Origin of the sequence: Marilutibacter chinensis, assembly GCF_021725675.1 — a bacterium.
In the GTDB taxonomy this organism is placed as follows: domain Bacteria; phylum Pseudomonadota; class Gammaproteobacteria; order Xanthomonadales; family Xanthomonadaceae; genus Marilutibacter; species Marilutibacter chinensis.
The window spans coordinates 202,036-218,560 of sequence record NZ_JAKJPO010000007.1 but is presented as its reverse complement, the minus strand read 5'-3'; the positions used below and the strand labels follow the sequence as shown (position 1 = coordinate 218,560).

Here is a 16,525-nt window from a genome sequence, read left to right as displayed (position 1 = left end):
CCTTCCACCCCATGGCAGCAGGATTCCGATGACCGAAGCAGCGCCGGCAGGGCCTCGCAGACGCCGGGGAGTGATGGCCGGCATGCGCCGGTTCCGCGAAGAACTGGCGGGTTCGCCGTCGTTGTGGTGGGCGACGCTGTATTTCTTCAGCCTGCTGTGCGGCTACTACGTGCTGCGGCCGATGCGCGATGCGATGGGCGCTTCCGGTGACGCGATGGCGGTGTTTCCGCCGGGGCTGCTGGCCTGGGCGGCCGGCCGTGGCGTCGCGCTGCAGGACTACACCCTGCAGGTGCTGTTCACCGGTACCTTCGTGATCATGGTGCTGCTGCAGCCGGTCTATGGCGCCCTGGTCGCGCGCTTCCCGCGCCGGGTGTTCCTGCCGGTCGTCTATCTGTTCTTCATCGCCTGCCTGCTGTGCTTCTACTGGATATTCCACCAGGCCGTGCCGGGCCGCGGCGGCCTGTTCTTCATCTGGGTCGCGGTGTTCAACATGTTCGCGGTCACGGTGTTCTGGAGCTTCATGGCCGATGTCTTCGACAACGACCATGCCAAGCGCTTCTACGGCTACATCGGCGCCGGCGGCACTCTGGGTGCGCTGGCCGGACCGGCGTTGACCAGCGCTCTGGTCGGCTGGCTCGGCGTGGCCAACCTGCTGCTGGTCTCGGCGGCATTCCTTGCCGTGTGTCTGCTCTGCATCCTCAAGCTGCGGCCGTGGGCGATCCGGCGCGAGCGCCTGCACCACGATGTCAGCGGCGAGCGCGCGATGGGCGGATCGATCATCGCCGGCCTGCGCCTGGTCTGGGCGCGGCCGCTGCTGCGCGCGCTGGCGCTGCTGCTGTTCTTCGGCGTCGGCGTGGGCACCCTGCTGTACAACGAGCAGGCGGCGATCGTGAAGGCGTTCTATCCCGATCCGCGCGAGGCCACCCGCTACTACTCGCTGATCGACGGCTCGGTCAATGCGCTGACCCTGCTGGTCCAGTTGCTGCTTACCCGTGCGTTGCTGCGCCGCTACGGGGTCGCGCCGGCGTTGTTGATCCCTGCCTTCGCGATCCTCGCCGGCTACGCCCTGCTGACGATGTCGCCGCTGCCGCTGCTGGTGGCCGCGACCCAGATCGCGACCCGTGCCGGCGAGTTCTCGCTGGGCAAGCCGGGGCGCGAGACGATCTATACCCGCGTCGACCGCGAGTCGCGCTACAAGGCCAAGGCCGTGATCGATACCGTGGTCTACCGCGGCAGCGACCTGACCTTCGTCTGGGTGCACAAGGCGTTGGCGGTGTTCGGCAGCCGGGCGGTGTTCGCGGCCGGCATCGGTGTCGCCGCCGCGCTCGCGTTCGCGGCATGGCGGGTGGTTCGTGCCCAGCGCAATCTGCCCGACGAGGGCTCGGCCGCTTGCCGCCAGCCGGCCGGCGGCGCACCCGAGGACGGCGCCCGGGGATGACCAATGGCGGATGGCCATGGACCCGCGCGGCGTCACAGTCGGAACCGGTATGGAAACGTGAGGGGAGGCGTGCGATGTCGATCGGACGGCGCGATCTGCTGTTGGGCGGCCTGACCGGTGCGGTGGCCATGGCGCTGCCGGGATGCTCGACGATGTTGCGCGGCGCGGCCGCGGAAGCGGAGGCGCAGTCCACGGGAGACCGCCTGCGCATCCTGGTGATGGGCGGTACCGGTTTCCTCGGGCCGCACTTCGTCGAGGCCGCGCGGGCACGAGGCCACAGGCTGACCCTGTTCAACCGCGGCAAGACCAACCCGGAACGCTTCAGCGGTCCGGAATACGACGACATCGAGCAACTGCACGGCGACCGCAAGAGCGACCTTTCGGCGCTCGATGCCGGTCAGCGCTGGGATGCGGTGCTCGATACCTCCGCCTACGTTCCGGCTGACGTGACCCGTTCCACCCGGCTGCTCGCGCCGCGGGTCGGTCAGTACCTCGTGGTGTCGACGGTATCGGTGTACGCACGCAACGACCTGCCCGGGATGGACGAGGGCGGCGAGCTGATCCGCCTGCCTGACCCGACCGTCACCGAAATCAGCGGCGAAACCTACGGCGGACTCAAGGCACTGTGCGAACAGGCGGCCGAGGCCGGAATGCCGGGCCGGACCACGATCGTCCGTCCGGGACTGATCGTAGGCCCGGGCGACACCACCGACCGCTTCACCTACTGGCCGGCGCGTGCCGACCGTGGCGGCGAGATACTCGCACCGGGCACGCCCGACGCGCCGACCCAGTTCATCGACGTGCGCGACCTCGCCGCGTTCCTGCTGCATCTGCTGGAGCAGCGCACGATCGGCACCTTCAATGCCGATGCCCCGGCCGGCGCGCTGACGATGGGCATGCTGCTGGATACCTGCCAGCAGGTCGCACGCCGGATGAACGTGATGAACTGCATCACCACGCCGTGTCCGCAAGCGCCCGGGGCGAACTCGACGCTGACCTGGGTGCCGGCCGTCTTCCTCGAACGCCACGATGTCCAGCCCTGGCGGGACATGCCGGCATGGATTCCGGCCGAAGGCGAATACGCCGGGTTCGGCCGTGTTTCGACAGCGCGCGCCCAGGCCGCCGGGCTGGGCTATCGTCCGCTGCAGGAGACCGTCCACGACACACTGGCGTGGTGGCGGAGCCTGCCGGCCGAGCGACGGGCCAGGCCCCGGGCCGGACTGGACGCGGAGAAGGAACGGGCGGTGCTCGCCGCGTGGCATCGCGACCGCCGCCGATAGTGCGTGCGATGAGATGGAAGTCGGCAGCGCTGGCGTTCGCGGTGGGGGGGATCGGCTACGTCCGCGGCCGCGGACGGCGGTCCGGCGCAGGAGCCGGTTCAGCCGTCGCTGCAGGCGCCGGCAAGAGACCGCGCGCGGGTGACGCGGCGGCTGCATACCTATCCGGTCGACGGCCGCTCGCGTTCGCAATGGGCAACCCGGATGCGTGAGAACGGGCCGCGCGATCCGGTCACCGGACGACGTTACAGCGGGTATGCGGAGTGGCAGGTCACCTGGTCATGGCAGAGCTGGCCGCTCGAGGACGGACAGTGTCAGCTGGGCTACTGGGACGTGGTGGCCGACATCACGATCACGCTGCCGGACTGGACCGGACGGGACAGGGCGCCAGCGGCCCTGGCGGCGCAGTGGGACCGTTTCATCAGTGCGTTGGCCGCCCACGAGCAGGTGCATGCGCGACACGGCGAGCAGGCGGCCGCGGCGGTCCGGGACATGTTCGCGGAGCTGCCGACGGAACTGGCCTGCGAGGGATCCCGCGCGCGCATCGACCGACGCGCCCGTGCGATCATCGACGAGTACCGTCGTCTGGATCGACGTTTCGACCGCGAGACCCGCCACGGCATGCTGCCGTGAAGCGCAGGGGCGGAATGGGCCCAGCTCGGGTCGTCCGGCCTTGACGGGGCAGGCGCGCGGCCTGCCCGAAGGATTCCGCGACCGCGACGCCTGCCGCGGTGGGCGGGAGGCGGCCTATTTCCTTCGCGACCTGGGCGAAACCCACATCATGATCCGTGCGCGGAACACCGCCTCACCAGCGGTATCGGTGACCTCGACCGCGACGGGCAGTTCATGGCCTGCGTCGGCCGCTTCGATCGGACGTTCCGGTGTCGCCACGGCCCGCATCGGGCCCCGCGCCTTCGCCAGGTAGGCGACGGTCATCCCCTTGGGAATCCAGCGCATCCCGCGCGGCAGGCTGGCGTCGAGCATCACCCCGCCGGCCAGCTCGGCCAGGTTGCACAGCGCGATCGCATGCACGGTGCCGATGTGGTTGTGCACCGCGCGACGGTCGCGCATGACGACTTCGCAACGGCCCGGCTCCAGGTCCAGGAATCGCGGCGCGATCGTCGAGAAGTAGGGCGCCTTGAAGCAGACCGCGCGCGAGAACAGCCAGCGGCCGGCGGGCCAGCGGATCATCCGGCGCCAGGTGGCGAGCAGTGGCGCGGTGTATCCGGCGTCGCTCATGGAGTTCTCCCGTGGATGCGGGGACGGCGGGTCGCCCCGCCGTCGGTTTCCGTCACTTCTGCAATCACTTCCGCGATCGCCCTTCTGCGATTGCTGCGCCGATTTCAGGCCGCGTCGCGCTTGGCGGCGGCTTCGATCCGGTCGCTGTAGTAGCCGGCCGAGCGAAGCTCCCAGGGTTCGAAGTCGTCGACCGAGATCGCGTCGATGGTCATTTCGCGCAACGCCTCCAGCTGCTTGCGCTCCTCGGCGGTGATCCAGCCTTCCTTGACGCCCTCATCGAGCTGGGCGGCGAAGTCCAGCGCCTCGATGTCGCTGTTCTTCAGCGCCTTCAGGAACTTGCGCTCGACCGGTTCGGCCAGCACCACCTGCGGCAGGTAGCTGTTGATGCGGCCGGCCGGGTTGTTCGCGCACGGAGTCATGAACACGCCCCGTGCGAGCCGGTCGCGGGCATCGTTCGGCGACATCAGCAGCGCCGCGGTCTTGTGGCCGAGGCGGTCGCTGGGTGCCTGCGCGCGACGGCCCCAGGGGAACACGAGCATCCACAGCAGCCAGCCGACCGGACGTATCGGGAAGTTGCGCAGCGCCGTCGACAGCGCGATCTCGATCTTGTGCACGCTGTTGTGGAACGACCAGGCCAGCAGTGGCTGGTCGGACGCCGGACGCCCTTCGTCCTCGTAGCGCTTGAGCATCGCGCTGGCGATGTACAGGTGGCTGAGCACGTCGCCGAGGCGGCCGGACAGCGATTCCTTGAACTTCAGCTTGCCGCCCAGCAGCAGCATCGAGGTGTCGGCCATCAGCGCCAGCGCCGCCGAGTAGCGGTTGAGCTTGCGGTAGTAGCGACGGGTGTAGGCGTCGCCCGGCGCGCTGCCGAGCTTCGCGCCGGTCAGGCCGAACCACCAGCTGCGTACCGCATTGGAGATCGCGAAGCCGATGTGCCCGAACAGGTTGCGGTCGAACTCGCGCAGGCGTTCGCCCGGATCCGGCAGGGTCGCGGCCTTCATCTCCTTCAGCACCCACGGATGGCACAGGATCGCGCCCTGGCCGAAGATCATCAGCGAGCGCGTCATGATGTTCGCGCCCTCGACGGTGATCGCGATCGGCGAGGCCTGCCAGCCGCGGCCCAGATAGTTCTTCGGGCCGAGGATGATGCCCTTGCCGCCGTGGATGTCCATTGCGTCCTTGGCGGCCTCGCGGCCCATCTCGGTGCAGTGGTACTTGGAGATCGTCGACGGCACCGCCGGCAGCTCGCCGCGCGCGACAGCGGCCGCTGAGGCCTCCGACAGCGCGCTCGCCGCATAGGCGTTGCCGGCGATCCGGGCCAGCGCTTCCTCCACGCCCTCGAAACGACCGATCGACAGGCCGAACTGCTTGCGGATCCTGGCGTATGCGCCGGTGACCACCGCGGCCATCTTGGCGCCGCCGCTGGCGGTGGAGGGCAGGGTGATCGAGCGGCCGATCGAAAGGCACTCGACCAGCATCTGCCAGCCCTTGCCGGCATAGGCTTCGCCGCCGATCAGCTGGCTCAGCGGAATGAACACGTCCCTGCCGTGGATCGGGCCGTTCTGGAACGGCGAGTTCAGCGGAAAATGACGACGGCCGATCTCGATGCCGGCGGTGTTGCGCGGCACCAGCGCCAGGGTGATGCCGATGTCCTTCCTGTCGCCGAGCAGGCCGTCCGGGTCGTACATGCGGAATGCGAGGCCGATCAGGGTGGCGACCGGCGCCAGGGTGATGTAGCGCTTGTCGAAGGTCAGCTTGACGCCGACCACACGGGCGCCGTTCCAGTCGCCCATGCAGACGATGCCGTAGTCCGGGATCGAGGTCGCGTCCGATCCGGCCCACGGGCCGGTCAGGCCAAAGCAGGGGACTTCGCGGCCGTCGGCCAGGCGCGGCAGGTAATGGTCCTTCTGCTCACGGGTGCCGTAGTGCAGCAGCAACTCGGCCGGACCCAGCGAGTTGGGCACGCCGACGGTCGAACTGACCACGCTGGAGACGGAAGCCAGCTTCTGGATCACCTTGTGGTTGCCCAGTGCGGTGAACCCCAGGCCGCCGTATTCCTTCGGCACGATCATGCCGAAGAACCTGTTCTTCTTGATGAAGTCCCACAGCTCCGGCGGCAGGTCGGCGCGGACATGGGTGATGTCCCAGTCGTTGACCATCCGGCACAGCTCCTCGACAGGGCCGTCGAGGAAGGCCTGTTCGTCCTCGCGCAGGGTCGGCCGGGGCTGGTCGTGCAGCACCTTCCAGTCCGGCTTGCCGGAGAACAGCTGGCCTTCCCAGCCGACCGTGCCGGCCTCCAGCGCGACCCGCTCGGTTTCCGACAGCGGCGGCAGGATCTTCGTGTAGAACTTCAGCAGCGGCGCGGTGATCAGCGGCAGCCTGATCGCCGGCAGCAGCAGCGGGATCGAGACTGCCGCCAGCAGCGCGCCGGCGACGATGCTGGCTGCTGCATCGGCTCCGAGCAGCCAGGCGGCGACCAGGGAGGTGGCGCTGATCGCGACCCACACCGCCAGGCGCAGGCGATGGTAGGCGGCGATCATGCCGACGACCAGCAGGACGAGGAAGGGGATCGCGATGCTCATGGCGACACTCCGGAGAACGTGTACGACGACGGACGAACGGTCCGCTGACTCCTGGTGGACGGCGCCGATGCCGTCCTGGCCATCCTGCCGGTTCCGCCGCGAAGACGCGGTGACCTGGCAGGCGATTCGCCGGCTGCATCGGGCGCATGGCCCCGCCGGGCGCGAACACCGGAGTCGCGCGGTGTTAACATACGCTTGAGTATGGTCCGCCCGTCCGCCGCCTGTCAACCGGCGCCGGTCGCCCACGTACTGTCCCCCACCCATCCGTATGGCTACACTTGTCACCATGACCGCATCCGCCTTGCCGAAGACCGAGCGCAGCGGCCGTCTGAGTGCCGAGGACTGGGCCCAGGCCGCGCTGGACCTGATCGCCGAGCAGGGGGTGGCCGCGGTCGCGGTCGAGCCCCTCGCTCGACGACTCGGGGTGACCAAGGGCAGCTTCTACTGGCATTTCCCTTCGCGCGACGCACTGCTGGTGGCGGCGCTGGAACGCTGGGAGAAGTTCGAGCAGGAAGAGGTGTTCGGCCAGTTGGAACCGATCCCGGATCCGCGCCAGCGCCTGCGCGCGCTGTTCAACGTGGTCGCGCACGAGGTCAAGTCCCATATCGTCTATTCCGAGCTGCTGAAGGCGCTCGACCACCCGGCCGTGCAGCCGGTGATCGGACGCGTGTCAGACCGTCGTCTCGAGTACCTGACCGCTTCGTTCCGTCAGGTCGGGCTCAGCCGCACCGACGCGCGGTACCGCGCGCAACTGCTGTACGCCGCCTACGTGGGTTTCCTCCAGCTGAACCTGCAACTGCACCAGACCCGGATGCAGCACGAGGAGTTCGAGGCCTACGTCGAACACATGATGGACACGCTGATCCCCTCAGGCTGACCGCTTCGGGGGCGATCGCGACGGCGTCGCGCTGCCGTTCGTCCGCAGGGTCGGGGCATCCGGCCGCATCGTCTTTTTCAATTCGTCTCATCCTGATGTACGTCCCGGAGCAATGCCGTGAATGCCCTTTCCTCTGACGCGTCGAAGTCCGCCATCCATCCATCCGCCAGCGGCAGCTCGCTGGTCGCGTTGAACCGGTGGGTCGCCGAGGTCGCCGCGCTGACCCGCCCCGATGCGATCCACTGGTGCGACGGCAGCGATGAAGAGAGCGAGGCGCTGATCGCGCAGATGCAGGCCGATGGCACCCTGCTGCCGCTGAATCCGGACACCCACCCCGGCAGCTGGCTGCACCGTTCGCACCCGGACGACGTCGCCCGCGTCGAACACCTGACCTTCGTCTGCACGAGCGAGCAGGACGACGCCGGTCCCAACAACCATTGGATGGCTCCCGCCGAAGCGCATGCGAAGATCGACGCGCTGTTCGACGGCTGCATGCGCGGCCGCACGATGTACGTGATCCCGTACTGCATGGGCCCGATCGACTCGCCGCTTTCGCGTTGCGGCGTGGAGATCACCGACAGCCCGTACGTGGTCGCCAACATGCGGCTGATGACCCGGATGGGCGCCGATGCGCTCGCCCGCATCGAGCGCGAGGGCAGCGGCCAGGCTGCTCGCGGCGGACCGGCGGACACCTTCGTGAAAGGCCTGCACTCGATCGGCGAGCTCGATCCCGAGCGCCGCTTCATCATGCATTTCCCCGAGGAGCTGACGATCAAGTCCTACGGTTCCGGCTACGGCGGCAACGCGTTGCTGGGCAAGAAGTGCCATGCGCTGCGCATCGCCAGCTATCAGGCCCGCAGCGAAGGCTGGCTGGCCGAGCACATGCTGATCGTCGGCATCGAGAATCCGCAGGGCGAGACCCATTACGTCGCCGCGGCGTTTCCGTCGGCCTGCGGCAAGACCAATCTGGCGATGCTGATCCCCCCGGAGGGCTACCGGCGCGACGGCTGGAAGGTGTGGACGGTCGGCGACGACATCTGCTGGATGCGTCCGGGTGCCGACGGCCGCCTGTACGCGATCAACCCCGAGGCCGGCTATTTCGGCGTCGCTCCGGGCACCTCGGCGAAATCCAATCCGAACGCGCTGGAGACCATCCGCAAGGACACCATCTTCACCAACGTCGGCCTGACCGCCGACAACCAGCCGTGGTGGGAAGGCCTCGACAACGGCCAGCAGCCGGTCACCGACTGGCGCGGCAACCCGTACGATCCCGCCAAGGGGCCGGCCGCGCATCCGAACGCGCGTTTCACCGTCAGCGCAAAGCAGTGTCCGAGCTGGTCGCCGATGGCCGAGGACCCGCAGGGCGTGCCGATCAGCGCGATCGTGTTCGGCGGCCGTCGCGCATCGCTGGTGCCGCTGGTGTTCGAGGCCCGCGACTGGACCCACGGCGTGCTGGTCGGTGCCGCGATGGGCTCGGAGACCACCGCCGCGGCGACCGGTGCAGTCGGCGTGATGCGCCGCGATCCGATGGCGATGAAGCCGTTCTGCGGCTACAACTTCGCCGACTACTTCGGCCACTGGCTGTCGTTCGACACGCCCGGCGCGAAGCTGCCGAAGATCTTCCACGTCAACTGGTTCCGCAAGGGCGACGACGGCAGGTTCCTGTGGCCGGGCTTCGGCGACAACCTGCGCGTGCTGGAATGGATGATCGGCCGCGTCAGGGGCGAGGCCGGCGGCGTCGAGACCCCGATCGGCACCCTGCCGGCGGCCGGCGATCTGAAGCTGGACGGCATTGCGCTGTCCGAGGAAGCCGAGGCCAGGCTGTTCGGCTTCGAACAGGCCGGCTGGAAGGCCGAGTTCGACAGCATCGGCGAGTATCTGGACGGCTACGGGTCGCGCATGCCGCAGGCGCTGAAGGCCGAACAGCAGCGCATCGCCGGTCTGCTGGCGGACTGAGGCGCGCATGGCGACGGGGGCGGGAGCGGCCGGTCCGGCAGGCGTGTTGCCGGCCGACCGCGAGCTGTTGGTCGACGGACGTCCGCTGCGCGTCTTCGACGGCCACCTGCCGAACGTCGGCGAGTACGTCCAGGCGCTGTCGCGGGCGGCGTTCACCCGCACCGAGATCGCCCGCGAGGACACCGCCGACTACCGTCACTGGGCGACCGAGCTGAAGATCGAGGCGCTGGTGCGGCAGCCGATCTTCGAGGTCACCCGGCGCGCGGTGATGGGGTTCTCGACGCCGGGCTTCGGCTACCGTCCGTACCGCGCCTACACCAACGTCGCCCACTACGGCGACATGCTGTTCACCCATACCGATTGCCTGCCCGACCAGCACGATCTGACCGCGCTGTGGTACCTGTGCGACCGCTGGGACGTGGAGTGGGGCGGCGAGACCGTGTTCTACGACGCCCACGACGAACTGCTCTGCGCGGTGCGACCGCGGCCGGGGAGGCTGGTGGTGTTCGACGGCGCGATCAAGCACGCCGGCCGTCCGCCGAGCCGGATCTGCTACGCCCCGCGCTACACCTTCGCGATCAAGTTCGAGCGCGTGGCGGTGGCCTGAGCCGTTCCTGTTCCGGTCGCTCCCCGAGCGGTATCTCCCGACACGCCATGTCCGCAGCCCGGTTCATCGACGTCAACGGTTACGGCCTGCGCCAGGAGCTCGCACCGCGCTGGCAGGCCGCGATCGAGCTGGCCCGGCGCGGTGCGACGGCGGAGGCGGCAGCCACCATGCTGGCGATTGCCGAGGCGCAGCCGGAGTTCCTCCCTGCGCGTCTGCAGGCGGGTTACTTCCTGCTCGCCGCAGGTCGCTACCGACAGGCGGCGAAGCTGGCCCGGGAGCTTGCGACCCATGAGCCGCACTCGCTGGAGTCCGGCCTGCACCTGGTGCGCCTGCTGCGCCGTTTCGAGGCGCATGCGTTGATCGAGGCCGTTATGGACCGGCTCGATTACTCGGATTGCAGGAATGCGCCGCTGCTGGGACAGCTGGCCTCCGAATTGGGGCCGATTGGGCTGTACCGCCACGCCGAAGCGCTGCTCGCGCGGGTCTCGGCCATCGCTCCCGGCGTCATCCAGGGCGACGTCCTGCGCGGCACGATCGCGATGACTGCAGGCCGCCAGGACGAGGCGGATGCGCTGCTGCGCAGGGCCATCGCCCGCTCGGCGACCGAACTCCCGCACGCCCGCTGGCTGCTGACCCTGCAGCCGCGGCGCGAGATGCTCGATGCGGACATCGCGGGGATACGCGCGGCGCTGGACCGGGTCCGTGCGGGCAGCGAGGACGAGGCCTACCTGCAGCACGGCCTGCACAACCTGCTGCATGCGGCGAAGGACACTGCGGGAGCGTGGCGCGCGCTGGAGCGCGGATGCGCGGTCAAGCGCGAGCTCGAGCCTTACGACCGAGTGGCCACGGCGCGCCTGTTCGACGCGCTGATGGCGATGCCGCCTGCCGGAGCGGGGTCTGCGCCGCCGTCAAGCAACCCGGTGGATGCACCGGCGATCGTCTTCATCGTCGGCATGTACCGCTCGGGGACCAGCGTGGTCGAACGCGTGCTGGCCGGGCATCCGGAAGTCGCCGACGGCGGCGAGAGCTACGTGTTCCCGGCGGCCCTGCGCGAAGTCGCCGACTGCTACCGGCCGGGCCTGCTCGATGCGGAGATGGTCGGACGCCTTGCAGGCTGCGACCTTGCCGAAGCCGGCGAACTGTTCCGGGCCCACGCGCGCTGGCGCGCGGCCGGCCGTCGCGTGTTCACCGAGAAGCTGCCGTCGAACTTCCTCAACGTCGACTTCATCCTGCGGGCGCTGCCGGAGGCGCGGATCGTGCACATGTGCCGCGATCCGATCGACACCTGCTTCTCAAACCTGCGAACCTACTTCAGCAGCCACGATGCGCGCTACGCCAGCGACCAGTCCGACCTGGCCGACTACTACCGGCGCTATCGCGCGTTGATGACGCACTGGCACCGTCGTCACCCCGGTCGCATTCTCGATGTCGACTATCACGCCTTCGTCGATTCGCCGGCTGAACAGGCGGGGCGGCTGATGGAATTCTGCGGGCTCGATTTCATGCCCGAGACGCTCGACATCGGCCGCGAGGGCGGCCATTCGGCGACCGCGAGCATCGGCAGCGTGCGCCAGGGCATCCAGCGCAACCGCGGCGGAGCGTGGCGCGCGTATCGCGAGTACCTGGATCCGCTGATCGAAGGGTTGGATATTGCCGGCTCCTAGACGGCCGGCGTCGGCAGGTCTAGTGGGCCGAAGCGGCGGACGCGGCCGCCGGTCGTCCTTCTTCAGCCGTCCCTCATCCCGAACCAGCAGTTGAACGCGATCGTGATGCGCTCGTCGCGGCCGTAGAACGGCATCACCTCGTGCTGCACCCATGACGGAAACAGCACCAGCTGGCCGGCCTTGAAGCGGATGCTCCAGGTGCCGTGATGATAAGGCGCACGCAGACGCGTGTTGCCGGCGTCGGTGAAGTAGTTGCTGTAGTGGTGCGGATTGTGGAAACGCAGAACTCCGGATTCGGGGCGGTCGTCGGGAGTCTCGCCCGGGTCGACACAGTACACGCCCGACCACGACGCCATCGGATGGGTATGCATGATGGTGAAGCCGCCGTGGCGGGTCACGTGGAACCAGGTGTGCGAGAAGATCTGCAGCCGCTGCATCTCTTCGGCGCTGTACCGGTTGAGGTCCTGGACCAGGCGTCCCAGTGCGGTCCAGCAGAAGTGGCGCAGCTGCTGGATGCAGGTCTCGGGCCAGGCGAACAGGTTGAAGTCGCTCTCGAACACGCCCGGATGCTGTTTCAGCGAAGGGTTGGGATTGGCGTAACGGGTACCTTCGGCCTCGCGCGCGAGCAGCAGCGACTTGATCTGTGGGTTGAGCCGGCCGGCATCCGGATGCGTGTCCTGGGCCATCGGCACGGCGAACATCGAGCTGATTTCTAGCGGCATGGCGGGTGTTCCGGAGGGCGTTGCCCTGGCTCGGTTGCGGACTGTAGACAAAACTACGGCCCCTTTCGGGGCCGTAGCAAGGTAACGCAGGATCGGGTCGATCAGAACTTCTGGGTGTAGCGCATGTACAGGAAGCGACCCGGGACTTCGTACTGCGGATCGAAGCTGTTCGCGAACGTCGAAGCCGAGAACGGCGGATCCTCGTCGAAGATGTTGTTCACGCCCACGGCGATCTTCGCGTTCCACGGCGCGTTCCAGTAGACGGTGAGGTCGTTGTAGAACGTGTCGTCCAGCTTGTTGCGCGGCGCCGGGCCGTCGGCGGTGCGACGATCCGGATCCGAGCACAGCAGCTGGGTGTTGGCCGCGTTGAAGCCCGAGCAGTCCTCGACCTGGGAGTCGTAGTAACGCAGGCTCCAGGTCGCACCCCAATCGCCCATCTCCCAACGCGTCAGCAGGTTCGAGCGGATGCGCCAGAAGTTGTTGCGGTCGAAGTACTCGCCGACCAGGTTGTCGCCGTCGCCATCGTTCTCGTAGTTCGCCATGTAGGTGGTATCCCACACGAACGAGAAGCGGCCCCACGAGGTTTCCGGCAGACGGTAGCCGACGGTCATGTCGTAGCCTTCGACCTCTGTGCTGCCGATGTTCAGGCCGGCCGACAGCAGGTCGGTGATGATGCCGCCGCCGCCGCGGGTGATCAGGCCGCAGGCCTGCTGGTTACCCTCGCGGTAGCAGTCGTTGAGGATCTGCTGGCCCGAGAACGCGGTGATGGTGTCGGTCAGCTCGATCTTCCACCAGTCCAGCGAGATGTCGAAGCCTTCCAGCCAGCTCGGGTTGTAGACGAAGCCGAAGGTGTAGTTCTCGGCCTTCTCCGGCAGCAGGTTCGGGTTGCCGCCGACGCTGATGCGGATCTGCGTGTTGACCTGGTTGTAGCCGCCGGTCGGCACACCGTCGGCGACGCAGCGGGCCTGCGCGGCCGCGTCCAGACCACCGAAGTTGGTGGTGCTACACGGATCGCTGATGGTCGGGAAGCTGTCACCCACGCCGGAGAACAGTTCGCTGATCGACGGCGCGCGGAAGCCCTCGGCGTAGTTGCCGCGGACCAGCAGGTCGTCGATCGGCTTCCAGCGGAAACCGAACTTGCTGTTCAGGGTGTCGCCGAAGTTGCTGTAGTCCGAGTAACGGGTGGCGACGCTGAAGTCCAGCAGGCGGGCGCCCGGAACATCGCTCAGCACCGGGATCGCCAGCTCGAGGTAGGCCTCGTCGAGCTTGTAGCTGCCCTCGGTGGCGGTACGCGCGTTACCGGTGGTGTCGCCGGCGTTGATCAGCGCGTCCGGACGGTCGAAGCCCGACTCCTCGCGGTGCTCGAGGCCGAACGAGAAGGCCAGCGGGCCGCCCGGCAGGTCGAACAGGTCGCCGCCGATGCTCGCGTAGTAGCTCTTCTGCTTGTACTCGAACTGGTCATGCGCCTCGAAGGTGAGGTAGTTCAGCATTTCCGGGGTCAGCGAACCGGCGCCGCCCAGGAAGTCGGCCGGGACGCAGCCCGGGATCGCCGTCGACGCATCGCCCGGGGTGGTGACGCAGATCGGGTTGCCGCTGCCGTCGAGCATCGACGGGCCAAGCGCGTTGCGGATCGCGGTGTAGGTCAGCAGGCCGTTGGTCGAGTTGTTCGAACGGTTTTCACCGTAGAACATGCCCGCTTCCCAGTCGAACGGCTTGTCGGCGATGTCGAAGGTGCCTTCGAACGCACCGTTGAACGCGAAGGTGTCGACGTTCTGCTTGAACGAACGGCCGCCCGTCTCGACCGCGCGACGCTGGATCCAGTTGATGTCCTGGCCGTACGGGTTGTAGATGCTGTCTTGGCTGATGACGATGTCGGACGCCTGCGACGCACCCGGGAAGCCGACGACCACCGGCATGGCGGCCAGCAGCTGCTCGGACTTGCGGTTGTTGTAGGTGACCGTGGTCTTGAAGCGCAGGTTGTCGCTGATGTCCAGCGAGCCGTTGGCGAAGACCGAGACGCGCTCCTGCGGGGTCAGCAGGTAGTTCAGCGGCGCGAAGTTGAAGTTGTCCGGGGTGCCGCCCCACTCGGTCCAGCCGCGCGGGTCGTTCGGGTTGGCGCGCCACAGGCCGTAGGCGCCGTCCGGGTTCGCACAGGCGAAGGTGGTGGTATCGAGGATGCAGAAGCGGCCGTCCGGGGTGGTCGAGCTGCCACCGAAGCCCGGGGTCGAGCCGAACACCGGCACCGCCGAGATCTCGCGGTCGCCGGCCCAGACCGGCTCTTCCTTCACGTAGCCGACGCCGAGCATGGCCGACCAGCGGTCGCCGACGCTGCCGACGGTGAAGTCGTAGGACTGGCGGGTGCCGTCGCCCTTGTCGAACTGGCCGATGTAGGCGTTGGCTTCGGCGCCGTCGAAGTTCTGGCGCAGGATGATGTTGACCACGCCGGCGATGGCGTCGGAGCCGTAGATCGAGGAGGCGCCGTCCTTCAGGACTTCGATGCGCTCGACCGCGGCGGTCGGGATGGTGTTCAGGTCGACCGCGCCGCCGAGGCCGGTGCCGCCCACCCAACGACGGCCATTGACCAGCACCAGGGTGCGGTTGGAGCCGAGGTTGCGCAGGTTGACGCGGGTTTCGCCGTTACCACCGTTGTTCATGGTGGTGTTCAGGGTCGAGCCGTTGGCGCTGATGTTCTGGATCACGTCGCCGACCGAGGTCAGACCCTGGGCCGAGATGTCTTCGCGCGACAGCGAGAAGATCGGCTGCGAGGTCTCGATGTCGGTGCGCTTGATTCGCGAACCGGTCACCTCGATGCGGTCGAGGGTGGTGGCTTCCTGCTCGCCTTCCTGGGCGAAGGCAACGCCGGTTCCGACGGCTGCAGTGGCGCCCACGGCGAGCGCGAAGGTGATCGCGTCGCGGAGCTGGGTGGTCTTAAGGGTCATCTCTCTCTCCAAGTCAGTCTTGGTTTCCCATGGGAACCTGCCGGTGAAGTCAAGGAAGACGCCAAAACCGGCAAGGTCGGCCGATAGTAGCCCCCTTCGCCGAAAAATTAAAGTGTCGTTAACGAACGAAAAAAGCCGCCCTGTCAGGGGCGGCTTTCTTTTTCTGGATCAATGATTTAGGCCGGAAAAGTCGTTCGATTCGCGTGAAGGCGGCGACTAGAGGTCCTGTTCATAGCGCACGTAGGGCACGGTCCCCTCGTCCTTGTCGCCGGCGTCCGGCGCGAACGGGTTCTTGCCGCGGGTGACGACATTCTCGGCGCCGACGCTGAGCTGGCCGCTCCACGGGGTGCGCCAGGTGATGCCCACGTCCAGTCCCTCCCAGTGCCCGGGCTGGCCGGGCACGTCGACGACGCGGCCGACGATGTTGGCGCCGAAGTTGCCGATCTCCGCGCCCAGGGTGAGGCTGGTGGTGTTCCAGCGCTCGCTGAAGCCGGCCGGCAGGTCGGCTGCCGGGATCAGGCGGGCGCGTGCGCGGGTGCCGCCGATCGAGACGGTGGCCTCGCGGCCGATGTTCTTCTCGCCGTAGAGGGTGAGCGTGTTCTGGTCGAAGCGGCTGTTGCGGCCGCTCGGGCTCATCCAGCCGGGCAGGCTGTCGCGCCCTTCGCCGACCAGCATGCCGATGCGCCCGCTGTTGTTGCCGACCGAAATCCCCGCGTTGACCTCGCGGCTGCCGCTGCGGTTGTCCTGGTCCAGCGCGGCCAGCAGGCAGTGGTTGGCGAGGTTGCCGATCGCCGATGCGAGGCCGGTCTTGCGGTTGCAGACCAGGCCGAGCGTGTTGCCGGACGACAGCCCGAACGCGGTGTCGAGCGTGTTGTTGGCGCCAAAGCGCCAGCGGGTGCCGGCCAGCTGCGTGCCGGTGGGCTCGAGCAGCAGTACCGCTTCCAGCTTGCCGCTGGCGTTGTTCCAGACCGGGAGGACGGTCGAGTCCGATGCGGCCGTCGGCGCCGTGCTCTGCGCACGCGCCCCCGTCGCCGCACCGAGTACGAGCAACAGGGCAAGTGGCAGTTGAAGCAGTCGCGTGCGCATCGTTCTTTTCGACCGGCGGGATGCCGGCCAGTTCCCCTTCCGAGAGGTTCCGACTATAGGTCTTTAATGTTCATTTAACAATCGCAATGGGGCGCCACTGGTCGGATACCGTCACAATTTGACCCATCCGGACAGCGC

12 protein-coding genes are annotated in these 16,525 nt (G+C 67.9%); 7 read left to right on the top strand and 5 right to left on the bottom strand.

The window, feature by feature from the left end:
- Window positions 1–28 precede the first annotated feature (28 nt).
- The 3 genes from L3V18_RS12220 (at window position 29) to L3V18_RS12210 (ending at window position 3,348) form a co-directional block, all read left to right on the top strand.
- The gene (locus L3V18_RS12220; RefSeq protein ID WP_425493519.1) at window positions 29–1,438 is read left to right on the top strand and encodes an NTP/NDP exchange transporter; all 1,410 of its coding nucleotides are present in this window, start codon (window positions 29–31) and stop codon (window positions 1,436–1,438) included.
- A gap of 74 nt (window positions 1,439–1,512) precedes the next feature.
- Complete coding sequence (locus tag L3V18_RS12215) at window positions 1,513–2,718, top strand: NAD-dependent epimerase/dehydratase family protein (protein ID WP_237055234.1); 1,206 nt, start codon at window positions 1,513–1,515, stop codon at window positions 2,716–2,718.
- A 138-nt stretch (window positions 2,719–2,856) separates the two neighbouring features.
- Window positions 2,857–3,348: a DUF922 domain-containing protein gene (locus L3V18_RS12210; RefSeq protein ID WP_237055233.1), complete on the top strand. Its 492-nt coding sequence runs from the start codon at window positions 2,857–2,859 to the stop codon at window positions 3,346–3,348.
- Window positions 3,349–3,462: 114 nt separating this feature from the next.
- Here L3V18_RS12210 and L3V18_RS12205 read toward each other — a convergent pair whose 3' ends face one another.
- Both L3V18_RS12205 and L3V18_RS12200 read right to left on the bottom strand, forming a co-directional pair.
- Window positions 3,463–3,954, bottom strand: coding sequence for a hotdog fold domain-containing protein (locus L3V18_RS12205; protein WP_237055231.1), 492 nt, complete (start codon window positions 3,952–3,954; stop codon window positions 3,463–3,465).
- 104 nt (window positions 3,955–4,058) lie between these two features.
- Entirely contained in the window at window positions 4,059–6,536 is a 2,478-nt protein-coding gene (locus L3V18_RS12200; protein ID WP_237055229.1) for an acyl-CoA dehydrogenase, read from the bottom strand.
- Between the two features lie 286 nt (window positions 6,537–6,822).
- Between L3V18_RS12200 and L3V18_RS12195 the strand changes: the two genes are divergently transcribed.
- The 4 genes from L3V18_RS12195 (at window position 6,823) to L3V18_RS12180 (ending at window position 11,640) form a co-directional block, all read left to right on the top strand.
- On the top strand, window positions 6,823–7,413 hold the full coding sequence (locus tag L3V18_RS12195; RefSeq protein ID WP_237055227.1) for a TetR/AcrR family transcriptional regulator: 591 nt from the start codon (window positions 6,823–6,825) through the stop codon (window positions 7,411–7,413).
- A gap of 117 nt (window positions 7,414–7,530) precedes the next feature.
- Complete coding sequence (locus tag L3V18_RS12190) at window positions 7,531–9,369, top strand: phosphoenolpyruvate carboxykinase (GTP) (RefSeq protein ID WP_237055225.1); 1,839 nt, start codon at window positions 7,531–7,533, stop codon at window positions 9,367–9,369.
- 7 nt (window positions 9,370–9,376) lie between these two features.
- A complete protein-coding gene (locus tag L3V18_RS12185) occupies window positions 9,377–9,976 on the top strand; it encodes a 2OG-Fe(II) oxygenase (RefSeq protein WP_237055223.1) in 600 nt (199 codons plus the stop codon).
- A 47-nt stretch (window positions 9,977–10,023) separates the two neighbouring features.
- Window positions 10,024–11,640 (top strand): tetratricopeptide repeat-containing sulfotransferase family protein, encoded by a 1,617-nt coding sequence (locus L3V18_RS12180; protein ID WP_237055220.1) that lies wholly within the window; start codon window positions 10,024–10,026, stop codon window positions 11,638–11,640.
- 62 nt (window positions 11,641–11,702) lie between these two features.
- Here the strand turns inward: L3V18_RS12180 and L3V18_RS12175 are convergent, their stop codons facing one another.
- The 3 genes from L3V18_RS12175 to L3V18_RS12165 form a co-directional block, all read right to left on the bottom strand.
- Complete coding sequence (locus L3V18_RS12175) at window positions 11,703–12,362, bottom strand: putative 2OG-Fe(II) oxygenase (protein WP_237055218.1); 660 nt, start codon at window positions 12,360–12,362, stop codon at window positions 11,703–11,705.
- A gap of 101 nt (window positions 12,363–12,463) precedes the next feature.
- Complete coding sequence (locus L3V18_RS12170; protein WP_237055216.1) at window positions 12,464–15,301, bottom strand: TonB-dependent receptor; 2,838 nt, start codon at window positions 15,299–15,301, stop codon at window positions 12,464–12,466.
- A gap of 216 nt (window positions 15,302–15,517) precedes the next feature.
- Complete coding sequence (locus L3V18_RS12165; RefSeq protein WP_425493524.1) at window positions 15,518–16,351, bottom strand: XOO1806 family protein; 834 nt, start codon at window positions 16,349–16,351, stop codon at window positions 15,518–15,520.
- Between the last annotated feature and the right edge of the window lie 174 nt (window positions 16,352–16,525).